Origin of the sequence: Agathobaculum sp. LCP25S3_E8 (assembly GCF_052117165.1) — a bacterium.
Taxonomy (GTDB): domain Bacteria; phylum Bacillota; class Clostridia; order Oscillospirales; family Butyricicoccaceae; genus Agathobaculum.
Map to the genome: position 1 here is coordinate 38,500 of NZ_JBQKJR010000002.1, position 21,725 is coordinate 60,224.

20 protein-coding genes are annotated in these 21,725 nt (G+C 55.7%); 4 read left to right on the top strand and 16 right to left on the bottom strand.

Translation table 11 applies throughout. From position 1 onward, the window contains the following. Positions 1–72: 72 nt before the first annotated feature. Both ACTQ34_RS01330 and ACTQ34_RS01335 read right to left on the bottom strand, forming a co-directional pair. On the bottom strand, positions 73–1,200 hold the full coding sequence (locus ACTQ34_RS01330) for an aminotransferase class V-fold PLP-dependent enzyme (protein WP_441362134.1): 1,128 nt from the start codon (positions 1,198–1,200) through the stop codon (positions 73–75). Further along, positions 1,197–1,436: a DUF3343 domain-containing protein gene (locus ACTQ34_RS01335; protein WP_441362135.1), complete on the bottom strand. Its 240-nt coding sequence runs from the start codon at positions 1,434–1,436 to the stop codon at positions 1,197–1,199. Before ACTQ34_RS01335 ends, ACTQ34_RS01330 begins: the two co-directional genes overlap by 4 nt. A 106-nt stretch (positions 1,437–1,542) precedes the next feature. On the opposite strand from ACTQ34_RS01335, the gene ACTQ34_RS01340 reads away from it, so the two are divergent. After that, a complete protein-coding gene (locus tag ACTQ34_RS01340; RefSeq protein ID WP_441362136.1) occupies positions 1,543–2,748 on the top strand; it encodes an ATP-binding protein in 1,206 nt (401 codons plus the stop codon). 216 nt (positions 2,749–2,964) lie between these two features. Here the strand turns inward: ACTQ34_RS01340 and ACTQ34_RS01345 are convergent, their stop codons facing one another. From ACTQ34_RS01345 to ACTQ34_RS01355, 3 genes are all read right to left on the bottom strand, one after another. After that, entirely contained in the window at positions 2,965–4,431 is a 1,467-nt protein-coding gene (locus ACTQ34_RS01345) for a S1C family serine protease (protein ID WP_441362137.1), read from the bottom strand. 149 nt (positions 4,432–4,580) lie between these two features. Next, positions 4,581–6,044: a HAMP domain-containing sensor histidine kinase gene (locus ACTQ34_RS01350; RefSeq protein ID WP_441362138.1), complete on the bottom strand. Its 1,464-nt coding sequence runs from the start codon at positions 6,042–6,044 to the stop codon at positions 4,581–4,583. A gap of 3 nt (positions 6,045–6,047) precedes the next feature. Further along, positions 6,048–6,728, bottom strand: a complete 681-nt coding sequence (locus ACTQ34_RS01355) for a response regulator transcription factor (RefSeq protein WP_441362139.1) — start codon at positions 6,726–6,728, stop codon at positions 6,048–6,050. A gap of 146 nt (positions 6,729–6,874) precedes the next feature. Here ACTQ34_RS01355 and tsaA point away from each other — a divergent pair, with 146 nt between their 5' ends. Further along, the gene (gene tsaA / locus ACTQ34_RS01360; RefSeq protein WP_441362140.1) at positions 6,875–7,564 is read left to right on the top strand and encodes a tRNA (N6-threonylcarbamoyladenosine(37)-N6)-methyltransferase TrmO; all 690 of its coding nucleotides are present in this window, start codon (positions 6,875–6,877) and stop codon (positions 7,562–7,564) included. 336 nt (positions 7,565–7,900) lie between these two features. On the opposite strand, the gene ACTQ34_RS01365 is transcribed toward tsaA, so the two are convergent. Beyond that, entirely contained in the window at positions 7,901–8,392 is a 492-nt protein-coding gene (locus tag ACTQ34_RS01365; RefSeq protein ID WP_441362141.1) for a hypothetical protein, read from the bottom strand. 173 nt (positions 8,393–8,565) lie between these two features. On the opposite strand from ACTQ34_RS01365, the gene ACTQ34_RS01370 reads away from it, so the two are divergent. Both ACTQ34_RS01370 and ACTQ34_RS01375 read left to right on the top strand, forming a co-directional pair. Continuing rightward, the gene (locus tag ACTQ34_RS01370; RefSeq protein ID WP_441362142.1) at positions 8,566–9,216 is read left to right on the top strand and encodes a hypothetical protein; all 651 of its coding nucleotides are present in this window, start codon (positions 8,566–8,568) and stop codon (positions 9,214–9,216) included. A gap of 37 nt (positions 9,217–9,253) precedes the next feature. Next, complete coding sequence (locus ACTQ34_RS01375) at positions 9,254–9,826, top strand: hypothetical protein (RefSeq protein ID WP_441362143.1); 573 nt, start codon at positions 9,254–9,256, stop codon at positions 9,824–9,826. 411 nt (positions 9,827–10,237) lie between these two features. Here ACTQ34_RS01375 and ACTQ34_RS01380 read toward each other — a convergent pair whose 3' ends face one another. The 10 genes from ACTQ34_RS01380 to ACTQ34_RS01425 form a co-directional block, all read right to left on the bottom strand. Continuing rightward, positions 10,238–12,220 carry a DUF4914 family protein gene (locus ACTQ34_RS01380; protein ID WP_441362144.1) on the bottom strand — a complete coding sequence of 661 codons (1,983 nt, stop codon included), beginning with the start codon at positions 12,218–12,220 and terminating at the stop codon, positions 10,238–10,240. A 140-nt stretch (positions 12,221–12,360) separates the two neighbouring features. Then, positions 12,361–13,542, bottom strand: a complete 1,182-nt coding sequence (locus ACTQ34_RS01385; RefSeq protein WP_441362145.1) for a metallophosphoesterase — start codon at positions 13,540–13,542, stop codon at positions 12,361–12,363. Positions 13,543–13,579: 37 nt separating this feature from the next. Continuing rightward, positions 13,580–14,365: a TIGR00282 family metallophosphoesterase gene (locus ACTQ34_RS01390; protein ID WP_441362146.1), complete on the bottom strand. Its 786-nt coding sequence runs from the start codon at positions 14,363–14,365 to the stop codon at positions 13,580–13,582. Between the two features lie 114 nt (positions 14,366–14,479). Next, the gene (locus ACTQ34_RS01395) at positions 14,480–15,439 is read right to left on the bottom strand and encodes a ribose-phosphate pyrophosphokinase (RefSeq protein WP_441362147.1); all 960 of its coding nucleotides are present in this window, start codon (positions 15,437–15,439) and stop codon (positions 14,480–14,482) included. A 48-nt stretch (positions 15,440–15,487) separates the two neighbouring features. Next, positions 15,488–16,741, bottom strand: coding sequence for a DapH/DapD/GlmU-related protein (locus ACTQ34_RS01400; protein ID WP_441362148.1), 1,254 nt, complete (start codon positions 16,739–16,741; stop codon positions 15,488–15,490). Positions 16,742–16,949: 208 nt separating this feature from the next. Next, positions 16,950–17,669, bottom strand: coding sequence for a YczE/YyaS/YitT family protein (locus ACTQ34_RS01405; RefSeq protein ID WP_441362149.1), 720 nt, complete (start codon positions 17,667–17,669; stop codon positions 16,950–16,952). 97 nt (positions 17,670–17,766) lie between these two features. After that, on the bottom strand, positions 17,767–18,210 hold the full coding sequence (locus tag ACTQ34_RS01410) for a NifB/NifX family molybdenum-iron cluster-binding protein (protein ID WP_441362150.1): 444 nt from the start codon (positions 18,208–18,210) through the stop codon (positions 17,767–17,769). Next, a complete protein-coding gene (locus ACTQ34_RS01415) occupies positions 18,207–19,025 on the bottom strand; it encodes a P-loop NTPase (protein WP_441362151.1) in 819 nt (272 codons plus the stop codon). Before ACTQ34_RS01415 ends, ACTQ34_RS01410 begins: the two co-directional genes overlap by 4 nt. 769 nt (positions 19,026–19,794) lie before the next feature. Beyond that, a complete protein-coding gene (locus ACTQ34_RS01420) occupies positions 19,795–20,793 on the bottom strand; it encodes an ATP-binding protein (RefSeq protein WP_441362152.1) in 999 nt (332 codons plus the stop codon). Between the two features lie 3 nt (positions 20,794–20,796). Further along, positions 20,797–21,723 (bottom strand): DnaD domain protein, encoded by a 927-nt coding sequence (locus ACTQ34_RS01425; protein WP_441362153.1) that lies wholly within the window; start codon positions 21,721–21,723, stop codon positions 20,797–20,799. Positions 21,724–21,725 lie beyond the last annotated feature (2 nt).

Consider the following 21,725-nt stretch of genomic DNA (forward strand, 5'->3'; position numbering starts at 1 on the left):
CTTTCTCTGTGCGAAAGGCAGATTTTTTTCCTTCATTATACTACCACAAATCCCGTCCCCTGTATAGCGTATTCACAGATTTTTTACGGTTTGGCACAGCAGCTGGGCTGCGTGCTCCAGCTGATGCGGAGTCGAATAAAACGACAGCGAAAAGCGGATGGTACCACTCTCCTCCGTGCCCGCGGTACGGTGCGCAAGCGGCGCGCAGTGCAGACCCGCACGCACGGCAACGCCCTGCCGCGCAAGCGTCTCTGCCACACCTTCACAGGTCGCGCCGCGCACGCGCACGGACAAAACGCCCGTTTGTGCGGGATGGGAAAAGCACTCAATGCGCTCTTCTTTTTCCAGCGCGCGGACAAATTCGCGCAGCAATTGTCGCTCGTGCGCCAGAATGTTTTTCGGACCGACCGACCGAACAAATGCCAGTCCTGCCGCCAGACCCGCGATACCCGGCACATTTGGTGTGCCGCTTTCGAGCGCATCCGGCAGAAAGTCCGGCTGCCGCATCTCCTCCGACCGGCTGCCCGTGCCGCCTGCGAGTAGCGGACGCGCCGCAATCCGGTCATCAAGCGCCAGCAAAATGCCCGTGCCTTGCGGACCGTACAGTCCTTTGTGACCCGGCATACAGACCGCCGCAAGGCACGGATGCCGCCGCACGTCAATGTCAATCACGCCCGCGGACTGCGACGCATCCAGAATCAGCGGCACACCCGCCGCATCCAGCAGCGCGGCGATTTCTTCCACAGGCGCAGCAAAGCCGAACACATTGGACACATGATTGAGGATAAACAGCTCCGCTCCGTCCGCAAGTGCCTGCTTTGCTCGCTGCACCATCGCCTCCCCATCCCACAGCGGCGTATCCAGCACCACCGGTTGCATTCCACGCAGCACAAGCGGCCGCATGACTGCGTTGTGTTCGTAGCCGCCGACCACAACGCGCGTCTCGGGCTGCACCAGCGCATGAATTGCCAGATTGAGTGCGTGCGTAGCATTCATTGTGAACACCACACGTGCAGGGTCCTGCACGCCGAACAGCGCGGCCGCCTGCTCCCGGCAGGCGTACACGGTTTCTCCTGCGCGCATGGCAGCCGCGTAGCCGCCGCGCGCATAACCAGCTGCCGCGTGCATGGCGCGACGCATCGCTTCATCCACCGCGCGCGGCTTGTGCAGCGTGGTCGCTGCGTTATCCAAATAAATCATACGTTCGCCCCCTCGTCCGGTATGACACGACAGGGCGAAATGCCGAGCTGCCGCAGTCGGCGCAGCGCCTCCTCAGACTGCTGCGCGCCCACACGCACTGCCCAGCCGCAGGAATCCGTGCGCGCATGCCGCGGCGGGCGCACCACCTCGCCCGGTATTCCCATCTGTCCCAAATGGCGCCGCAGGCCGAGCGCTTCGGTTTGGCCGCGGCATATCAAAAGAGCATATTGGCTCATTGCTGACTCTCCCTCCAACATAGTCTACCCTCATGCTATGTTGAAAAGCGTGCCGAAGTGTGCTATGCTGATGCTGCACAAAAATTTACCCCGGGAGGGAATGACCATGGAACTTACCGCTCTTTCGCTGCGTCTGCACGCGCTTTCCGCGCTGCGCGGCCTGCAACAACACCCGCTTGTGCGCGCATGCACAGAAACACTGGACTATCTGGATGGCGCAAATGCAGAATGCTTTGCCGATGCCTACGGCGCACTGTGCGCCGCGCACTACGCCTATCAGGACGCATCGCAGGCTTTACTCAATGCCGTCCACTATGACGTTAACACTCTGACCGACACGCTCGCGGCTCCCGCGTCCGCGCTGCTGAGCGCGGCGACACTCGATATCGAGGCTCTCAACGCGTTGCTCGCCCTTGACGGCACTGCGCTTAAATCCGCCGCGGCAGGACGATATAACGCGCCCGCGCTGTTGACTCTGCCGGACTTCCCCGCCTCCTCTCCGCTGCCCTTCCGGGACGGCGCAGCACTCGCCAGCTACTATCGCGCACAGGGTTACGGCTTCTTTGCGCAGTCCTCGGCCTTTGCCGTGCAGGATGACGGCACCGTCGCGCCGATTGTGCATCCGGACGCCATTCGTCTGCACGACCTGCCCGGCTATGAGCGGCAGAAGCAGCAGATTCTCAAAAATACCCGCGCCTTTCTCGACAGACGCGAAGCCAACAACATCCTGCTGTACGGCGACAAGGGTACGGGCAAATCCTCGACCGTCAAGGCCGTGGTCAACGAGTATGCTGAGCGCGGCCTGAAAATCATCGAAATGGCGCCGCGGCACATCACCTGCTTCCCGAAAATCTTCGCAGAAACGCTGCGCTCACCGTTCCGCTTCATCGTCTTTCTGGACGACCTTACCTTCAGCCGTGAGGACGACAACTTTGCCGCGCTCAAGGCGTTCATCGAAGGCGGCCTTGCGGGTAAGCCGGCCAATCTGGTCATTTATGCGACCAGCAACCGCCGCCACCTCATCCGTGAGAGCTTTGCCGACCGCGAGGGCGACGACGTGCGCGTGCGGGACAGTCTGGAAACCGTCACCTCGCTGTCCGACCGTTTCGGTCTGGAAATCACCTTCTCCGTACCGGACAAGGACGAATACTTATACATTGTCGATCAGCTTGCTGCGGAAAGCGGCCTTACGCTGCCCGAAGACCAGCTGCATATGCTTGCCGAGCGGTTCGCACTGCGCCGCAACGGACGTTCTCCGCGCACCGCACGCCAGTTCATCAGCCAGCAGATGGCTGAAAAATACGAAAAGTAATCAAAATAAAAAACGCGCCGCAAGGTGCGCATATAACAGAAAAGAACCGTCCCAAAGGACGGTTCTTTTCATAAAAAGCCCAGCTTTGCCAGGCTTTTTATACAAATGCGGAGCAAAGTTTTGCTTGGCAGAACTTTGCGAAGCTTCGGACGCATCCGCGGTCAAGCCGCGGTGCGTCCTGCCTCGCTGAAACCTGTACGCTTTCAGCGAAATATTTTACCAGCCGAAGTACGAGAATGGATTCTGGTACTGCGAACCACCGTTGCCGTACTGACTGCTCTGGCTGTTCTGGCTGCTTTGCGCCGCCGGGTCATCTCCCTCAAGGTCATGCGCATCGGTCAGCGTCACGGTCAAATTGAGCGTCTTGCCGGTGGAAATGCGATAAACGGTCAGCGTAAGTTTATCGCCCGCCTTCATGTCTTCCTTGATTTCATTGATATCGTCCATGGTCGGGGTCGGCGTACCATTGACTGCAATGATAACGTCGCCTACCTGTAAACCTTCGCTGGCTGCCTTTGCGCGCGAATCAATCGTTTGTACCTGCACACCCGAGATGCTGCCGTCTGCCGACTCCACATTGTATCCCGAAATGCCGATGGACGGGCGGCCTGCTACATAGCCGTTGGCAATCAGCTCGTCAACGACCTCCTTGGCCGTGTTGATCGGGATGGCAAAGCCCATGCCCTCGACCGAAGCCTCACCGAAGCCGCTGCTCGACAGCTTTGCAGAGGTAATACCGACCACCTGACCATACTTGTTGATCAGCGCGCCGCCCGAGTTGCCGGGATTGATGGAAGCGTCGGTCTGAATCAGGGTCATCACGCGGTCGTTGATGGTCACGTCACGATTGATAGCGGAAATGCGACCACCGGTAATCGTATTGGCAAACTGTACGCCGCCGGGCGATCCGATGGCGTAAGCATATTCACCGGGCTGTAATTCATCCGAATCACCGAATTCCGTAGCCGTCAGTGTGTCCTTCGGTTCCACCTTGAGCACCGCCAAATCGGTCTGTTCATCCGTGCCGATGATGGCAGCGTCGTACTGCGTGCCGTCGCTCAGCTGCACGGTCACGCTCTGCGCATCCTCTACCACGTGATTGTTGGTGATGATGTAGCCGTCCTCACTCATGATGACGCCCGAGCCGGACCCCGTCCCGCTCGCAGTAGTCGAAATGACCGAAACAATGGACGGGCTGACCTTTTTGTAGATTTCCTCACCCGCCAAACCGTTAACCACATCATAATTATCCGGATCGAGATTCGGCGCCTCATTCAGCTGCACCGTGGGCAGGTCGCCCGCCTGTGCGCTTGCTTTTACTGCATTGCCGTCGCCTGTGTACACCATGTGCCCAATCAGCGCGCCGCCGGCGAACAGCAGGCACGCTGCCGCAACGCCGCCAAGGCCAATTGCAATCGCTTTGCCGTGCTTTTTCTTCTTCGGGGGCTGCGGCTGCTGCGCCGAACCCATCGGGTCCTGCGCATACGGTGCGCCGCCATACGGCTGCTGCTGCGTGGCCTGATGATAGGCGGGATGCTGTACCGGCGTCTGGTACGGCGTGCGCGGCTCGGTATACTGTGTTTCTGTTGCCGGCTGCTCCATGGTGGGCTGCTGCGCTTCCGTATGCTCATCACCGCGTGATTCCGGCGTCATGTTATTGTTGTTATGATTAAAGTCATCCATTGTTCTGACCTCCCTATCGATTTTGTGATTTCATTCTAACCCCTCATTGTGGCGGTTTGTTGAAAACAATATGAATAATTTTTGAACAAGCGCAGATGGACCGCCCGTTTTTCCGCACATAATGTGCGACAAAACGGACGGTCTTCTGTTTATTTCTGGGATGTTTTTGCACTGCCCGGCAGCTGCTGGGGCGCCAGCGGCAGCGTAAAGGAAAATTCGGTCTCGCCGCCATCCGACCGCACGGAGATCTCCCCTCCGTGCAGATTGATGATATTCTTGACAATATACAGGCCCAGCCCTGCGCCGGTTTTATCCATAGAACGTGAGCGGTCCGCCTTGTAAAATCGGCCGAACACATGCGGCAGGTCCTCCGGCGAAATGCCGATACCGGTGTTGGTGATGGCAAACGCACAGAAGCCGTTCTCCGGATGCGCCCGCAGGCACAGCCGTCCGCCTTCATTGATGAATTTCACCGCATTATCCACCAAATTATACACTGCGCGGTATAGATGATCACGGTCGCCCATAACCATCAAACGGTCATCCAGATCGCACTCGACCTCCAGATGTTTTTTCTCAATTTTCTGCTCAAAGGACAAGATAATCTGGCTGGTCATTTCGGAAAAGTCAAACGGAGCCGGGTTTAAAATCAGTTCGCCCGACTGAATTTTGGCAGCGTCCAGCATACGGTTGACCATGCGGGACAGGCGGCGCGTCTCCTCCGCAATAATGCGCAGATATTTATCGCGCTGCTCGACCGGGATGGTACCGTCTATCATGCCGTCGACAAAGCCGCCGATTGTGGTCATCGGGGTTTTGAATTCATGGCTGACATTGGAAATAAACCCGCGCGTCAGCTCCTCAAGCTGGTCGAGATCGCGCGCCATATTATTGAAGGATACCGCCAGTTCGTCAATCTCATAGCAGTGGTTATCCTCCGGCACGCGCACATCGAAATTGCCCGCGGCAAACTCCTTTGCCGCCGCCGCAATCACCTTGAGCGGCCGTGTCATATGCTGCGACAGAATGAAGGATATCACCAGCGCCACCGCCAGCGTAATGAGCAGAATAAGCACCAGCGTCTGCGTGGAATGACGCACCACACCCGCTGCGGTCGCGTCCTGCGTATAGACAAAAACCATCGCGTTAGTCTCACCGTTATCGTCCAACACGCGCGTGCCGACCGTGTAGCTCGACCGATCGCCCAATACGCCCAGCTGACCAACCTCCGCATAGCCGCCCGTTTTACGAATCTGCTCGGTCACCTCCTGCGGAATCATCCATCCTGTCACTTTGGCTGCTTCACCGTCCGGCCCGGCAATCATCTGAATGACGCCGTCCCGGTCGGTCACATAAACCGTGATGGCGTCCTCCTTGGCCACCGTGCTGATGGACAGCATATAGATTTCACGAATCACATCGGAATCCGTGCCGAGCATCAGCCGAGTCTGCTCCGCCAGACTCTGCACGGTCGTGCGCAATTCGGTCTGCTTGGTTTGCAGCGCATAATTGCCCATCTGGTAATAGAATACACTGCCCGCAATCGCGAACGCACACACAATCAGCAGCAGGTGCGTGACATAGTTTTTAAAGAAAAAGCTGCGTCTGCCCATAGTTTACTCCTTGGTCTCGAACTTATAGCCGACGCCCCAAACGGTTTTGACCTCCCATTTATCCGAAACGCCCTCCAGCTTTTCGCGCAGGCGCTTGACATGTACATCCACCGTGCGGGTGTCGCCGAAATAGTCAAACCCCCACACATCGTCTAGCAGCTGCGCGCGCGTGAACACGCGGTTCGGGCTGGAAGCAAGATAATATAGCAGCTCGATTTCCTTAGGCGGTGCGTCCACACGCTTGCCCTTGATAATCAAGTCGTACGCCTGCTTGTCAATCACCAGATTGTCAAACGTCAGCTTTTCCGGTGCATCGTCCGGTGCCATGCGGCGGAACACCGCGCGCACGCGCGCAATGACCTCCGGCATCTCGAGCGGCTTGACGATGTAATCGTCCGCACCCATCTCCAGACCGGAAACACGGTCGGCCGTCTCGCCCTTGGCTGTCAGCATAATGATCGGTACATCGCTTTCCGCGCGAATCTCCTTGCAGACCGCCCAGCCGTCCATCACCGGCATCATCACATCCAACAGCAGCATATCCGGCTTTTCGGACTTCCACATTTTGATTCCTTCTACACCGTTTTCCGCTTCGATTACCGCATAACCCTCGCGCTCCAGATACAGGCGCAGCAGTTCGCGAATATTTGCTTCGTCTTCGACGATGAGTATCTTTTTTGCCACAGTTTACCCCTGCTTTCTCATCAGTATGTTTCCATTATACCGCTTTTCCGTGCCGAATGCATTAACAATCTGTAAAAGCGGGAAGAATTGCGTGCTCGGCATGGACATGTTATACTGATAACATCAACGTCAAAGGAAGGTCGTTTATGTCCCAAACCGTCCCCATGCATATCATCGCGCGCATCCGCAGCGATTTTCCCACCAAATTCGGCATCCCGCGGCAAAGCGGGCTGGCCGACGCGCCCGCGCGCATCGTGTTCGAGCCGGAATACCGCAACGCGGACGCGCTGCGCGGCATTGAAGGGTTTTCCCACCTCTGGCTGATCTGGCAGTTCTCCGAGGCGGTACGCGATGACTGGTCGCCTACCGTGCGCCCACCTAAGCTGGGCGGCAACCGGCGCATGGGCGTGTTTGCCACGCGCTCTCCTTTTCGGCCCAACGCAATCGGATTGTCCTCCGTGCGGCTCGATCGGGTGGAGCTGCACACTCCCGATGGGCCGGTGTTGCATGTTTCGGGCGCCGACCTGATGGACGGTACACCGATTTTCGACATTAAGCCCTATTTAGCCTACACCGATGCGCACTCGGACGCCACAGGCGGCTTTGCGCTGCAAAACCGCGATGGCGTGCTGCAAGTGTGCTGCACCGAGGAGTTGCTCGCCCGCCTGCCTGCCGGGCGGCGCGACGCACTGCTTTCCATTCTTGCACAAGACCCGCGGCCGGGATACCAGCATGAGCCAGGCCGCGTCTATGGCTTCCCATTTGCAGGCTGCGAGGTGCGTTTTTCGGTCGAGGGCGACACTCTGACTGTGCAGGATATCATTCCTACCCCATAGCACAGCAAAAGCCGCTTCTTGTCAGCTTGCAATAAGACAGTATGACAACATTGCTGACATAGGGCATCTTCCGAACAGGATACGATAACAAAAAGGCGATACCTGGTTTTCACAACCATGTATCGTCTTTTTCTGTCTTTAACGGCTTTTGTAACTATGATTGGAGGTGTTTATACCACGGACACAACTTTTCTGCCCATTTGCAGGCCCGCTCTCTGTCAGGTGCCAGTCAGATGGCCTTCCACTGCTGCGCGAAAATGTCCTTTTCCTTGCAGGACACATATGCCAAAATATCTCGCTGCCGCCGCTTTTGTCTGCAATTTTATGTGCAGTAATTCATTTAATTAAGCCATTCTCAAGGGCTATCATTTTGATTCTGTTCATCGTGCTTTTATCTTTTTCAGAAATTTCACCCTTGGGTCTGGAAATATAGTCCACCAAGCTTTTTACAAACTCAACATCCGAAAGGGATTCATAACTCTTTGAAACGGAAATTTGTTCTGTAGAAAATAATTTATTGTGATAGAGATGATTCGTAAAATAATTGTCATAACCATCATTTTTTTCGTCTATCAATAAAGTTGTTAAATGCATTAAAGCTCTGCCTGGCGCTTTTGTAAGGTCCGCATTGGAATGCAGACAGACATCGATATGGTCACTATCAATATGCAATATCTCTATTTTCTTTGTGTTTCTTGCGCTCTGTGCAGCATTGTTGTACTCCTCGACACAATCTCGAAAGTATTTTTCATGCTCTTGAAATGAGCCTGTTTGATTTGGATTTGTAAATCGCAGTCGCAGATTGTAAGAATAATTGAAACCATTCATTCAAATCACTCCCTTGAAAAGGATTATAACGCGGCCCCGTTTCCATGTCAACCAAAAATTAAATTTCACGATATTTAGTTGACAAGAAATTCTTAACGGAGTATAATACAACCCAACTATAGAAAATTATCAGTTTAGTTGAGCAAGACACAGAATTGAAAGGAGCGTTTCTAATGGACTATACACCGATTATTGAAAAGATTAGATATTGGAGAGAAGATAATGGCGTTGGCGATGAATTTAGGAGGACTCATGATCTAGATTGCGTTCTTACCAAAACGCTTGCCGCAGATTTAATCTTCTCGCCTTGGCTTCCCCTGAGATACACACTAAACTTTTTTGAATCTTCCGCATGGAGTGAATGGAAAAACAAAGAATATAAACAGAAATTTAGATTAAAAGAGTACAAGCCGTTCCTGACGGAATTAGAACGCGATATTGAAAATTTTTTGCCAGAATGCGAGCTGACGGCTTTGCTCTGTCGACTTTTTGAGCTTGGTCAGGAGAGATGCAATGTGATGATTCTTCCGAACCGCAGCTGGAATCGGAGGCGAGGGTGTGCTCCATATTGGGACTATCTCCCCCACTACCTTTACGATGTACTCACCGAAGATAATACTGGCGCAGTGGCAGAATGGATTAGACGCGAAAACCTTGCCATTTTCTTTCAAGACGAGATTATCAAAAAAGAAAATCTTCTCGATTTAGCCGGAACGGGCAACGTACGAAAGCATGCACCGAGAGACATCGTCGTGCCCACACTGATAAATAATTACGTAAACTTGCTGCAGCTGCGAGAAACTATCATGAACTTGTCGGCGTGAATTTAGAAAGGCAGCATGGCTCAAAGGAGCAATTATTATGACAAAGGCAGAAGCAAGAAAGCGAATCATCGACTATTTGAAGATGTATCACATCCCCTATCGCCTGCTCAATAACAGCGGCAAACCGCTTGCTGTTGATGATTTGACACTCTATATCCGATTTTATGTCGAGAAAGCTCCGGACCATCTGGCAGAATGCTCGATTTGGTTCTATGAGAAGAGCTTCGAAGTGCGTGCCTACTTTTCCGAAAACGCTGCAGGTTGGGTCAATAAACACAAAGGCCGCATCCCAGATGTTTTGCGTGTGATAAACTATATGAACGCCCGTGTATTCTTTGGGAGTCTGTTCACTCCTCGCCTTTACCTCACCGCCGATGAAGAACCCGAATTTGCAATCACCACAGTAATTCCGTATCTGTTTTTCGAAACGGCAGAATTAGAAACATTGGAGTACATCACTTGTTTTTACCCCGAATTTTTGGACAAAGCATCCTTTCCACTGTTTCTTACTCTGCTTGGAAAGATTACGCCCGAAATGGCGATTTATCACATTAAAACAAAACTTCTGAATGAAAAAGATGCTTGTGTAGAATGGAACGGGGATGATTGAAAACATTCCGGGTTGTCGATGGTGAGATACAATTACGAATGGATCCGCCGACCCCCGAGATTCTTCCTTTGGCACGTCAAGAACTTGAGGAGGAGGCCAATCGTATGCGCAGAGAGGAGAAACGATTTCTGTCAACCGAAAGCACAAAGACGAATCCGGTGCATATCGACCACCACGCCCCACGGCTACATATAAGAGCTGGACAATCTAATGACGACGCGAACAAAAGCTGGCAGACCTGAGAACAAAAATTAAAATGCTCGAAGACGAAATGCAGAATCAAGAATCGCAAGCAGAGCATATGAAAAAAAGCGGCATGACCTAAATCATGCCGCTTCCCGAAAACATTATTATTCTATTTGATTGGATCGCTCTTTTGGAGCGTTTTTTTGTTTCCGCTTAACTGGCAGATTACAGATTAGTCGGCGTGATCGCTTCAAAATCTGCAAGCGTGCCGCCCTTCATAAAGCAGTCGATGATCTGCTTGCCGCGCGGGTCAAGCTCGGGCGTATCGAACTTCGCCAGTTCTTTACGGAAGAAGTCGGTCAAAATCTTCGCACCTGCGTCGTAACCGTCCGTACCAACACGATCCTGCGTATCCACGCGCAGATACTTGGAGCGGATGCGCTGACCGTCGATGGTCATATCCTTCATCGCATAGCCGAGCAGCGGGCAGCGGGCGGGTTCGAGGTGCTCGCGGCGAATCTTTGCGCCGCCGTGACGCGCCAGATACTCGCGGGAGATCCACTCAGCCGCAAAGCCGACCTTATACACACCGATGTGCTGGTTCGGGATGAGCACATAGCGGGTATTCGGGCTGTTCATAATCTGCTCCAGCAGCAGGTTGGCCTGCTTGACGCGCAGACCGGTGGCAAACGGCCAGTAGGAGCCAACACCCTCGCTCTTGAGCTCATTGCCGGTGACAATCGAGGGGTTGTTGAATCCGCGCGGCGCAACCAAACGCCACAGCCATGCCAGTGCGGGCGGAATAATATGCATCATGCCCATGATGCCGTAGTTCGGGTTCTCGCGGGTCGAAGGAGGCATACGAACACCGAACGAGCGCACGTCAATTTCCACCGGCTCCTTGACGATGTGCGGCACATCCCAGCGCGGTACAATCGCGCGCGGGTTGGAGCAGGGCTTACCGTTGGAATCGAGCGTATGCTCCCAGATGAGCAGCGTTGCGCCCGGATGGCCTTCCATATTGAAGAAGCAGAGCGGCTCCTTTGGCTCAGTGCAGATGCGCTCATACACCGGGTCGCAGCCGTAATGCGTTACGCCGTCCATGCGCAGGAACCAACCATCCTCACCGTCGACCAGAACCAGCTTACCGGAATTGTTCTGCAGCTGCGGATAGCAGGTCGCCATATCGTCGCAAACCGGCTCAATCGAGCAGGTTGCGCCCATGTTGAGGTAGGTTTCCTCGCCAGTGACTGTATTCTTGGAGAGCAGCACGCGGCCGTCCGGCTCACGCGCAATGTCCTGCAGCATTTCGCTCTTGCCGCCGCCGGACGCACCCTCGTGCATGATGACCATCTCGTTCTCATACGGAGTCACCAGACGGCCGCAGGACGTATGGCAGGTCGTCCAGCCTTCCTGCTCGCCGATATCCAGCAGCACCGAGTAAACGCCCTTCTTGGCGGACGGGCCGGGATAGAGGTTATAGGAGAATACCTCATGGCAGTCATCCAGACGGTTGTGCACAACCACCTGTTTGCCCTCAAAATGGGTGTGGCGGAACGGCGGCGCAACATAAACGATGGCGCGCGGCTTATAGCCCTCGCTCTCCTCGGCGTTGACAAAGCCCTGCAGATGTGCCAGCGCAAACGCGAAGAACGCGCACTGCTTGGGACACACCAGCATGGAACCGTAGCCGTAGATATTGCCGCCCGAATTAAAGGGCATCAGGATCAGCTCCTGCGTCTTGAACCATTCCATGGTCTCGCGACGCAGATCGGTAAAGGGATAGCCGTACACATCGGCAAAGCGCTTTTTATCGGTCGGCTTGTCATCTGCAATACGCATGCAGTCCGGCTCGCGGCGGCGCATATAATCCTCCACGAAGTTGACCGACGCGCCGTTCTTGCAGCGTGTCACGTCCGCTTCCTTGACCGGGCCTTTGCCAGGTACGTCAAAGATAACGTCATATACATCGGCATGCTCCGGGCCGAATACCATGTCGTACAGCTCCGCCTTGCTGGTCGGAACCGACACGCCTTTACAGTTTTCGAGCACATCCTTCAGCTCGTCCGTGAAAGTGAATTTGTTGAGCAACGGGTTCATCTGTTTGTTTCCTCCTTTCACACCGTCGGCGCCCTTCCCAAGCGTCCACCGGTGTGCCTGCTGCAAGGCCTCATCACCATCTATGCAATCAGGCCAATTGTTGTTCATTTATAGCATACTGCAAAACAGGGTGTCCCGTCAACAAATTTTCGCATTTTTGCAAGTTATTATACAACTTCTTGCAAAATGTACAAAAGACCCCTTCCCTTTTCGCTGTTTTTCCCACACGGACGCTTGTCCGCCTCTCGTTATTCCGAAAAGTGTACCGAAATGCAAACTACCTCACTTCGCGTACCGACGCGCATATCCGGTCCCCACACGCCAAGGCCGCTGGTTACGATCGAAGTCATCTCTCCGACCTGCTCCTGACCGCAGGCGTTGCCCCACAGCAGACGCATGAGCAGATTGCCCGGAATCAGCTGTCCGTCGTGCGTATGTCCGGACAGATCAAGGTCCACGCCCGCCTGCGCAAGTGCCTCCAGCTCTTTCGGCTGATGGTCAATGACAAAGATCGGCCGAGTCGCATCAAGCGGTCCGATAAGCTCCGCCGGGCTTAGCCGCTCGGCCGCCAGCTTTTTGCTGCGTGCCGGGTCGCGCCGACCGACCAACTGCACACCGTTCGGAAGCGTCACCGCACGGTCGTCCAGCAGCGTTACATTACCTTTCTCCAGAAACTCCGTCATGCGCGGGTCGTTTTTGTTCTCGTCCGCCGTGTCCCAAGTAAAACCCGCGAGAATCGGCTCGGACAGGTCATGATTGCCCCAGCAGGCGTAGGTTCCGTATGTACTGTCGAGCGATGCCAGCGCCGCCGCAATCCGTTCCGGCTCGGGAACGGCCTCATATTCGTTGTCAAAAATGTCGCCCGCAATCACAACCAAATCGGGCTGCATGTTGTTGATCGCCGCAACCGCCTGCTCGATATAAGCAGGGTCGGTGCTGTATCCCAAATGCAGGTCGGCCAGCAGCGCGACAGTCATATCCTCGCCTGCGCCCTGTAGAGTCACGTCATAATCAGTCACATACAACCGTTCGGCATGCGCCATACCATAAAAACTGACCACACATACCAGTAACAGCGCGATACCGCCCTGCACGCGCCGCACCTGCTGCATTTGCTCGAAATCTTTGCCCCGCACGCGGCGTATCACAAACAACGCCAATTCGACCGCCAGAACCGCGAGCACCAGATACAGCATCCAGCCAAACCAGTAGTTACCGACCTGCCGCAAAAACTGCCGCAGAGGATACGGTGACTGAACCAGAAAGCCGGTCAGCGGCGCGGATGCCACCAGCGCATAGAGTATGATGAACGCCGCGCGGAATGCCTTTGTGCCGCACAGATGATGGCATGCACCCGTCCAGCGCAGCACCCAGCGCGCCAGATACACATTCAGCAGGATATAGACCGGGGCCAGAAAAATCGCAATCATACGCCGCCCTCCTTTCCGGCAGATAGATGCTCCGTCTTTACGGCTGCGCGCAGCGCTCCCACACACGGGTGACCGAGGTGCATTTACCGTCCCGCGAAAGTTCAAACACCGCACCCGACAGCGCGCAATCGCCCGGTGCAGTCTTGAAATACTCGGTCAGGTCGCCGCGGAACATCGCAATCGACTGCTCCACCCGCACGCCGAGCACGGACACAATCGGGCCGGTCATGCCCAAGTCGGTGATATAACCTGATCCTTTTGGGTTGATTCGCTCGTCCGCGGTCTGCACATGGGTGTGCGTACCCCAAACAGCGGCGCAGCGGCCATCGAGGTAATATCCCATCGCCAGCTTTTCGCTGGTCGCGTTCGCATGGATCTCCGCCAGCGCAATGTCGTATCGCCCTTCCGCCTCGCGCAGAATCTTATCCGCGCACAAAAACGGGTTGTCCGGTCCGTAATGCATGTCGCACCGACCGATTAGGTTCATTATCAGCAGACGCAGACCCTGCGGGCCGTCGTAAATTCCCCAGCCCTGTCCTGGACTTTGCGGGGCCAGATTGGCTGGGCGCAGAATATCCTGCCGCTCATCCAGATAAGCCGCGATCTGCTGTTTGGCAAACGCATGGTTGCCGAGCGTGACCACATCCGCCCCGGCGGCGAAAATATCGTCCGCCTGCTTGGGTGTGATGCCGCGCCCGGCAGCGTTTTCCCCGTTGACAATCACGAAATCCACGCCGTGTTCGCGTTTGACGCGGCGCAGCAACGTGTGCAGCGTATCGATACCAGCTTCACCGACCACATCGCCTACCGTGAGAAGTTTCATGCCTGTTCCTCGCTTTTCCGTATTTTTCCGGCCGTCATTGGCTGCCGGATAGAGAAAAAGGGCGGACGAGCATCTGTCGTCCGCCCCCCAAAATTGTCAAATCATCCGTCTGTCTCAGTCGAATAGTGTCGATACCGAAAGCTCTTCGTAAATACGTGCAATGGCTTCTGTGAGCACCGGCGCTACCGACAAGACCTTGATCTTGTCCAGCTTCTTCTCACTCGGCAGCGGGATGGTATCCAGAATCGCCATCTCCTTGATCGGACTGTTCGCAATCCGCTCAATTGCCGGGCCGGACAGCACGCCATGGGTCGCGCAAGCGTAGACCTCGGTCGCGCCGCCCTTTTCCACCAGCGCGTCCGCCGCATGCACCAACGTGCCCGCCGTATCGATCAGGTCATCCACGAGGATGCACTTTTTGCCCTCAACATTGCCGATGATGTTCATAACCTCGGATACGTTCGCCTTCGGGCGACGCTTGTCAATGATGGCAAGCGGCATGTCCAGCTTTTCGGTGAACTTGCGCGCACGGGTGACCGATCCCAGGTCGGGAGAGACGATAACCGTATCATCCGTACCCACGCCGAACTTGCCCGCAATATATGGAATCAGCACGGAAGAACCGAGCAAGTTATCCACCGGGATATCGAAAAAGCCCTGAATCTGCGCAGCATGCAGGTCCATGGTCAGCACACGGTCTGCGCCCGCCGCGGTAATGAGGTCGGCGACCAGCTTTGCTGAAATCGGATCGCGCGCCTTGCTCTTGCGATCCTGCCGCGCATAGCCGAAATAAGGGATAACCGCCGTGATGCGGCCGGCAGACGCACGCTTGCAGGAGTCAATCATGATGAGCAGCTCCATCAGGTTGTTGTTGACCGGACCGCAGGTGGACTGTACCAGGAACACGTCCGAACCGCGCACAGACTCGGAAATGGAAACCGAGATCTCGCCGTCCGCGAAGGTGGAAATCGCCGCTTTGCCGATCGACAGGCCAAGCGCGGACGCAATCTGCATTGCCAGTGCGGGGTGAGAGTTGCCGGAGAAAATTTTAATATTTTTTCCGTGAGAAATCATTGGTAAGCCTCCGTCATAATGATAAAATTTATCCCGTTTTTTCTATTTTTACTTTTTATTTTGCTCTTTTTCATGTGCCGCGCGACGACGGTCGTTCCAGCCCTCAAGCGTGGTCTGCCGCGCACGGGCCACCGCCAGCGCACCCGCCGGCACATCCTTGGTCACGGTAGCTCCGGCCGCGGTAAACGCACGGTCGCCCAGCGTGACAGGCGAAACCAGATTGGTATTGCACCCGATAAAGCAATCATCGCCGATGACGGTCTGATACTTATGATACCCATCGTAGTTGACCACAACCGTGCCGCAGCCGAAATTCACCCGCTCGCCGACGGTTGCGTCGCCGATATAAGTCAGGTGGGACACCTTAGTGCCGTTGCCGATGGTGGACTTCTTCAGCTCGACAAAGTCGCCGATGCGGCAGCCATCACCCACTACGCACTGCGGACGAACATAGGCAAACGGCCCAACCGTAGTGTGTGCGCCAATCTTGGACTCATACACCTGCGAATTGTTCACCGTCGTACCCGCGCCGATCTCAGCCTTTTCCAGAATGGAGTTCGGGCCGATGACCGCACCCGCGCCCACCTTGCAGCCCGGACGGATATGGCAGCCGGGCAGAATCGTTACCCCCGCCTCGATCTCGGCGTCCGGCGCAATATAGGTGTTTGCCGGATCAAAAATCTGCACGCCGTTTTCGATCAGCGTGAAATTGACGCGGTTTACCATCGCGCGGAACGCGATATAAGCCGAACCGCCGTCGCAGATCTCAACGATCTCGTTTGTCACGGCGACGCCCTTCTGTGCGCCTGCGGCGACTGCCGCCTCCACCAGCGCATCCAGCGTATCACCGCCCGCCGCCAGCGCCTTTTGCAGCATCTCGTAGGTGAACATCGCGGCAAGGCAATGCGTGTCGCGCGGGATGGGCTGGCCCTCCGCATCGAATCCCTGCTGCTTGTCCACCAGTACGCTGACGCCATAACCGGTCGTCACATGCGTCTCGATCAGATGGGTGAGCGCATCGTCCTCGGCAAGCACAAACGGTGCGGCAACCACAAGCACATGCTCGCTCTCCGGCAGATTGCCGAGCGCTGCAAAACGATTGCCCTCCGTCAGCGCAATGCTCTGCGCACCTGCCAGCGCAGGCTCCCGTTCGTTATGCACAAAGTAACACGCATCCACGGCATCAGGCAGCTCGTCCCGCACCGTATCGCCCGCCGTACCGAACAGCACCGGACGCGCATAGGCGGAAAAACCGCCCTCGTCAAACAGGCCGCCAACTAAGGCGGCGGTAATCTTATCCATCGCAGAAAATCCTTCCGTTTCCGTGGGGTCGCGACGCCCCGTTTTCGGTTATAGATTTATTATACAACACCCCTGTATAAAAAGCATCAGCATTTTTCGATAAATTTCCTTGCATCGCAAGATTATTTTCGCCGTTTGCTGACAAAAGGGCTGTCCGCTAAACGCGAACAGCCCTGCTTTTACCCGCGCAAACACAGGAGCGGCTCTCTCAGGCCTCTGTCTCGACCTCGGTCTGCATTCCCTCATTATCCACAGCTATCTCCTGCTCCACCTCCGGCACCGCTACTGCACGCAGCATGCGAATGCGCGGAATGAGCGGCAGATGCGCATTGTAAAGGTTGACAAACCGGCCTACGATCAGCGCAGACACGATCGTGCCTACCCCAAGACCGTTGATACCGCGGAAGAAGATAAAAGACAGAATCAGTGCAATGATAACCAGCGTCACGTCGAACGCAATTTTGACCGAACCAAAGCGCTTGCCCGTCCGTTCGGTGATTGCATCCACAACGCCTTCGCCCGGCACCAGCAGCGCATCCGGTGCAACCTCGACGCTGATACCGAAGCCCAAAACCGCGCAGCCAATCACCAGTGCCGCAAGTTTCACCGGCAGCGAAGAAGGCTCAAACCACCACAGCGCTTTCATGCCGACATCGATAAACGCGCTGAACACCAGATTGACGACGATCTGCAAAAACTGAATTGGCGGAAACTTGCGTCCACGCAAGACCACCTGCGCCGCGATAAACAGCAGATTAAACACAAATGTAAACTGCCCCAGCGAGGGCACAAACCGCAGGCTGAGCACATATGGTACGCTGGAAATAGGCGAGGTGCCGAGCGCCGCCTTGGTGATAATCGCCACGCCGAACGAATTGATGATAACACCGATGATAAACCACAAATACCGATAAACTAACTTCCTCATTTTTCCTCCCCATACTCCAAAAAGTTATAACCGTCCGCCCCCTTTCGGACGATTCCGTAAAAACGAGGCGTCCCGCATCGGACGCCCCGTTTATTTTTCAGTTCTCTTCCTGCCCTTCCGGGATCTGGCGCAGAATCTCTATTGGGCCGCAGCCTGCGCACTTGGCGCAGTCATGCATGCAGGCCATCGGATCGTCCGGGTCTTCCTCCCGCCCGATTTCGAGCAGTGCCGGATCTCCCTGCCTTTCGCCCACCAGAAATTTTGCGACCGCTTCTTCGGCCGAGCCTTCGCAGCCCGGTACAAGCAGCACGCCGATCATCTCCAGCGCGTTGCGCATGGCAAGTCCCAGCGCGCCGCAAATAAGCACATCAATTTTTTCCATGCTCACCAACTTGAGCAAATCGGTCGTGCTGGTTCCCTCCACAGAGGCCAGCCGCTTGCCCGTCGGGTTTTGCCCCTCCGCGCTGACAATCAAAAACGAGCGGCATTCGCCCAGATTTTTGACAATCTGCCCGCCGTCATATGCTACGCCGATATTCATCGAAGGCCCTCCACCATCTTGAGCGCACCGGAAAGCGCGTCAGGCAGCTTGGCATCCTCGATTTTACCGGCATCCACTGCGGCGGCCAGCTTGGGATCAATTGGCAGCTTGGCCAGAACAGGCAGACCGTATCCAGCCGCTACCTCGTCCACGTGGCTTTCGCCAAAAACCGTAATGTGCTTACCACAGTCCGGGCACTCCAAATAGCTGTAATTCTCCACCACGCCAATGAGCGGGATATCCATCATTTTCGCCATCTTGACCGCCTTGCCCACGATCATGCTGACCAAATCCTGCGGCGAGGTAACGACCAGAATGCCGTCCACCGGCAGGGACTGGAACACGGTCAGCGGCACGTCGCCCGTACCGGGCGGCATATCGACGAACAGGAAATCCACGTCGTCCCATATTACGTCCGACCAGAACTGCTTTACCGTTTCCGCGATGATGGGCCCGCGGTAGATAACCGGGTCATCCTCGTTCGGCAGCACCAGATTGATCGAAATCATCTGTACGCCGCCCTCGCTGCGCGCGGGCAGGATACCCTCTTCGCAGCCTTCGAGCTTATCATGCACGCCGAAAGTCTTGGGGATGGACGGGCCGGTGATGTCCGCGTCCAGAATGCCACAGGTATAACCCTTGCGCGTCATACCAACCGCGAGCATTGAGGTCAGCAGGCTTTTGCCCACGCCGCCCTTACCGGACACAATGCCGATGACCTTTTTAACCGAAGCCGCGGGATTTGCCGCGACCTTCAGGCTCTTTTCGCCGCCGCAGCCCGCAGAGCAGGATTCGCAGTTATGCGAACAACCCATACTACAACAACTCCTAACATATCTTTTCTTGCCTATTTTTTAGTATACCGCATTGCTTTCTCTTACGCAAGGGGCAATCCGACTTGCGCACAACAGGAAAGCGCCGCCATCTCGTCGGGGGAAACGAGGTGACGGCGCTTTGCCCATTCACTACACAGATTTGAAAAAGGGGGGTAAAAGAGAAATAAAAGATCGGTAGGCTGTCGATTTGGGATTGCGGCTTCCCTTATCGACATACTTAGTATACCCCATGCAGCGCAGGAAAGTGTGAACAGATTATAAATATGCTGTGAAAGAATTGTTTCCAGCCTATTTTTTCATAAACATGGGAAACGCCCTGTTTTCCAAAAGGGGGAATGGAAAACAGGGCGCACGCCAATGCAAAATGAAAAAGAGGATAAAAAAGAAAAGGTGAAAGAAAGAAAACATAATGTAAAAAGGGGGTATCGGTTGGAATGGTGTTTTTCCCTTCCGACAATCATAGTATAGCGCATGTAAGTCAGAAAAGTGTGAACAGCTTTTGAACAGACTTTGAAAGGTTTATGACATTGCCCGCGCCGCCTGAAGAGCGGGAAAAACCCCCGGTCCATGGGGGAAATGGAACCGGGGGTTTTTCGCTCATTTCACAAAATAAAGGGGGGTAAAAGAGAAATAAAAGATCGGTAGGCTGTCGATTCGGGATTGCGGCTTCCCTTATCGACATGCTTAGTATACCCCATACAGCCGGGGAATATGTGAATAAACTTTGAACGTGCTGTGAAAGAATTGTTTACATTTTCTTTTGCTTTTTCATCAGGCGGATATCGTCCCCGAAAAAGCGCAGCGACACAAACTCGCCCAGCAGACGAGACGCCACGGCGGGCGAATATTTTTCCGCCAGCGCCTCCGGCGGCAAATTGGTGTTGACAATCATCGGCCGCCCTGCCATCAAGCGGTTGTTGATAAGGTTGTACAAAGCAGACACCGTGAACGCCGTACCCATTTCGGTGCCCATATCGTCTATAATGAGCAGATCGGCGCGCTCATAGCGTGCCGCGCGCTCGGCCGCGGCTTCGCCGTCGCCGTTGCCGAATTTGATTGTCTCATACGCTGCGACGATATTGATTGCCGTATCATATGCCACTGAAAACCCGCGCGCGGCGACCGCCTCGGCAACGCAGGATGAAAGGAAGGTCTTGCCCAACCCGGTCGAGCCATACAGCAGCAGATTGGGCGAGTGTGCGCCGAACTTTTCGGCATATGTCTTGCACTCATCCAGATTATACTCCATATTTTCCCGTGGGGATAAACCCAGACGCGCGTCCGGTCGAGTGGAATAGTAATCCATGCGGAAATGCGCAAAATTCTGGTCGCGGATAGGCAGCACTGCGGACAGCTGCTCGCGCAGCAACGCGGCATACCGCGTTTTGACGCAGTCGCAGGTCGCACTGCCTGCATAGCCTGTGTCGCCGCACTTTTCGCACATCGGTTTTTCGGTCAGATAATCCGCATCCAGCCCCATGCCGCGCAGCAGCTCCGCGCGCTCGGCCTGCAAGGCCAGATTTTGCCCGCGCAGCTGCTCGATCGCGGCCGACGGATCACCGCCTGTATTGAGCGCCGCGCGCAGAACCGACGCTGCCGTCTGCGACAGCGTGCGATCGATCGCGCGGATGCGCGGTTCTCGTGCGTACACCTCGCGTCGGCGCGCCTCAAATTCTTCGCTGCGCGCTGTGCGCTCACGTTCCAGCTCACGCCGCGCCGCCGCCAATAGCTTTCTATCATATCCCATGGCTTATTCCTCCGTTTTGCGGCGATGGCTGCGCACGCGCGCCGCCCAGTCCTGTTCCCATGCAGCCAGCGTGCCGGGATCGGTCGGCTGCGCCGGGGTCTGGCCGACCGCCGCCCGCGTCTCGGGCTCGAGCGCAGTGATTTCACTTACCGTATGTACACCCGCCTCGTCCCAGCGGCGCAAGATACCCAGCGTGTAGTCCAGACTCTTGTGTCCCTGCTGCTTGTCCGTGCGACGGACCGCCAGCTCAATCGCCTCGGGCGGGAAGCCGTGCGCGAGTGCAAAGCGGCACACACGCTGTTCCTTGGGGGCAGGCTGCGCCGGGTCCGCGCCGAGCGCCTTGTAAACCGCCTCACTCAGCGGCTTTTCGTTTGCCTTACGCGCCAGATACTGCTGCGCCTGCTGTGCGGAAACCACGCCCATATCCGCCCACAGATAGGTTTCGCGTCGGATGTCGCTCAGCCGCACCACGCCTTTTTCGCCTTTGAGATAAGAAAGCAGCTCGATAATCGCGCCCGCCGACAGGCCGAGGTGATCGTAGGCCGTCAGCAGACAACGCAGCTGTCCCTCGGTCAGGGTGCGGCCGAGCACGCTCTCCGCACTGTCGCAAACCGCCGCAAACTTGTGGTCGTCCAGCCGTGCACGGCGCAGTTCGTCCGCCGTGTATTGCGGCGTATCCGAAGGCTTGTCCGCCTGCGGCGGCACAGCGGGCGTGACCAAGCCGTTGAGCGTGAACGCTGCGCGCTCATACCGCTCCTGCGACAGATGCAGCGCACGCGCTGCGGTTTTGCCGTCCGCGCTGCCGTACCGCAGGACGTAAAGATACAGCAGCGCTGCGTCACCGTCCGCAGCGGCAATCAGCTTGTCCAGCATATCACAGCGCGCCACGCGCAGATCGCCCTCGGGGAGCGATACGGAGGTCTGGGCCATCG

Bases quoted from the DNA above. Each gene is read 5' to 3' on its own strand.
- ACTQ34_RS01385 (WP_441362145.1), bottom strand. From the start codon at position 13,542: ATGATTGCGATTTTTCTGGCCCCGGTCTATATCCTGCTGAATGTGTAT.
- ACTQ34_RS01340 (WP_441362136.1), top strand. From the start codon at position 1,543: ATGGAACTTACCGCTCTTTCGCTGCGTCTGCACGCGCTTTCCGCGCTG.
- ACTQ34_RS01415 (WP_441362151.1), bottom strand. From the start codon at position 19,025: ATGGGTTGTTCGCATAACTGCGAATCCTGCTCTGCGGGCTGCGGCGGC.
- ACTQ34_RS01335 (WP_441362135.1), bottom strand. From the start codon at position 1,436: ATGAGCCAATATGCTCTTTTGATATGCCGCGGCCAAACCGAAGCGCTC.
- ACTQ34_RS01390 (WP_441362146.1), bottom strand. From the start codon at position 14,365: ATGAAACTTCTCACGGTAGGCGATGTGGTCGGTGAAGCTGGTATCGAT.
- ACTQ34_RS01365 (WP_441362141.1), bottom strand. From the start codon at position 8,392: ATGAATGGTTTCAATTATTCTTACAATCTGCGACTGCGATTTACAAAT.
- ACTQ34_RS01345 (WP_441362137.1), bottom strand. From the start codon at position 4,431: ATGGATGACTTTAATCATAACAACAATAACATGACGCCGGAATCACGC.
- ACTQ34_RS01425 (WP_441362153.1), bottom strand. From the start codon at position 21,723: ATGGCCCAGACCTCCGTATCGCTCCCCGAGGGCGATCTGCGCGTGGCG.
- ACTQ34_RS01375 (WP_441362143.1), top strand. From the start codon at position 9,254: ATGACAAAGGCAGAAGCAAGAAAGCGAATCATCGACTATTTGAAGATG.
- ACTQ34_RS01405 (WP_441362149.1), bottom strand. From the start codon at position 17,669: ATGAGGAAGTTAGTTTATCGGTATTTGTGGTTTATCATCGGTGTTATC.
- tsaA (WP_441362140.1), top strand. From the start codon at position 6,875: ATGTCCCAAACCGTCCCCATGCATATCATCGCGCGCATCCGCAGCGAT.
- ACTQ34_RS01330 (WP_441362134.1), bottom strand. From the start codon at position 1,200: ATGATTTATTTGGATAACGCAGCGACCACGCTGCACAAGCCGCGCGCG.
- ACTQ34_RS01410 (WP_441362150.1), bottom strand. From the start codon at position 18,210: ATGAATATCGGCGTAGCATATGACGGCGGGCAGATTGTCAAAAATCTG.
- ACTQ34_RS01370 (WP_441362142.1), top strand. From the start codon at position 8,566: ATGGACTATACACCGATTATTGAAAAGATTAGATATTGGAGAGAAGAT.
- ACTQ34_RS01420 (WP_441362152.1), bottom strand. From the start codon at position 20,793: ATGGGATATGATAGAAAGCTATTGGCGGCGGCGCGGCGTGAGCTGGAA.
- ACTQ34_RS01395 (WP_441362147.1), bottom strand. From the start codon at position 15,439: ATGATTTCTCACGGAAAAAATATTAAAATTTTCTCCGGCAACTCTCAC.
- ACTQ34_RS01380 (WP_441362144.1), bottom strand. From the start codon at position 12,220: ATGAACAACAATTGGCCTGATTGCATAGATGGTGATGAGGCCTTGCAG.
- ACTQ34_RS01400 (WP_441362148.1), bottom strand. From the start codon at position 16,741: ATGGATAAGATTACCGCCGCCTTAGTTGGCGGCCTGTTTGACGAGGGC.
- ACTQ34_RS01350 (WP_441362138.1), bottom strand. From the start codon at position 6,044: ATGGGCAGACGCAGCTTTTTCTTTAAAAACTATGTCACGCACCTGCTG.